Source organism: Achromobacter sp. GbtcB20, from assembly GCF_019091095.1.
Taxonomy (GTDB): domain Bacteria; phylum Pseudomonadota; class Gammaproteobacteria; order Burkholderiales; family Burkholderiaceae_B; genus Achromobacter; species Achromobacter mucicolens.
Window position 1 is genome coordinate 1 of the sequence record NZ_JAGXJZ010000135.1, and the last position, 665, is coordinate 665.

The 665-nt window shown below is 70.7% G+C and carries 1 protein-coding gene; it reads right to left on the reverse strand.

Features of this window, described 5'->3' with window-relative positions; translation table 11 throughout:
* The coding region (locus KVT32_RS28190) for an O-antigen ligase (protein WP_217619213.1) at positions 1-665 on the reverse strand (665 nt) is incomplete at both ends.

The following is a 665-nucleotide window of genomic DNA, read 5'->3' on the forward strand; positions in this document are numbered from 1 at the left end:
CCTCCTGCACCCAGCGTACCACTTTCTCGTGCGCGACGGCCGGGTCCTGCCCCACCAGCGGCTGCTCGGCGATCAGCATGCCGGCCGCCTTCCACAGTTCGAGACGGATGCCGACGTTGGTGAACTTGTCGACGCCGCTGTGCCACTTGCGCACGTCGTCGATCCCCTGCTGGACGCGCAGCTGCATCTCGGTGGCCGGCACGAAATAGAGCACGGCCGCCAGCGCCACGCCGGCGCCGAGCAGGAGCCGCACGTTGCGGCTGCGCGCCAGGTGGCCGTGGCGCATGCACACGATGGCCGCCAGCGCCAGCGCGATCCAGCCGCCCCGGGTGCCGGTCATCACCAACGCCAGGATGCCGGCCAGGCCACCGATCAGCGGCCACAGCACCGAACGCCCGGCGCGCCGGGATTCGAGCGCCGCCACCACCGCCACCAAGCTCAGGGTCAGGGCGATGTCGCCGAAGGTAATCGCATTCATGAAGCCGCCCGGGCGCTCCATCTCCAGCACGATGCGCTGGTGGCCGATGAAGAACATGGCGCCGATGGCGCCCAGGATCGCCCCCCACCACAGCGCCTGGCGCGGCGGACGCGCAAGCAGCACCGCCATCGTGGCGGTGACGGCGCAGAACATGCGCAGCGGCTTTCCCAGCGTGTTCAGGGGCTGC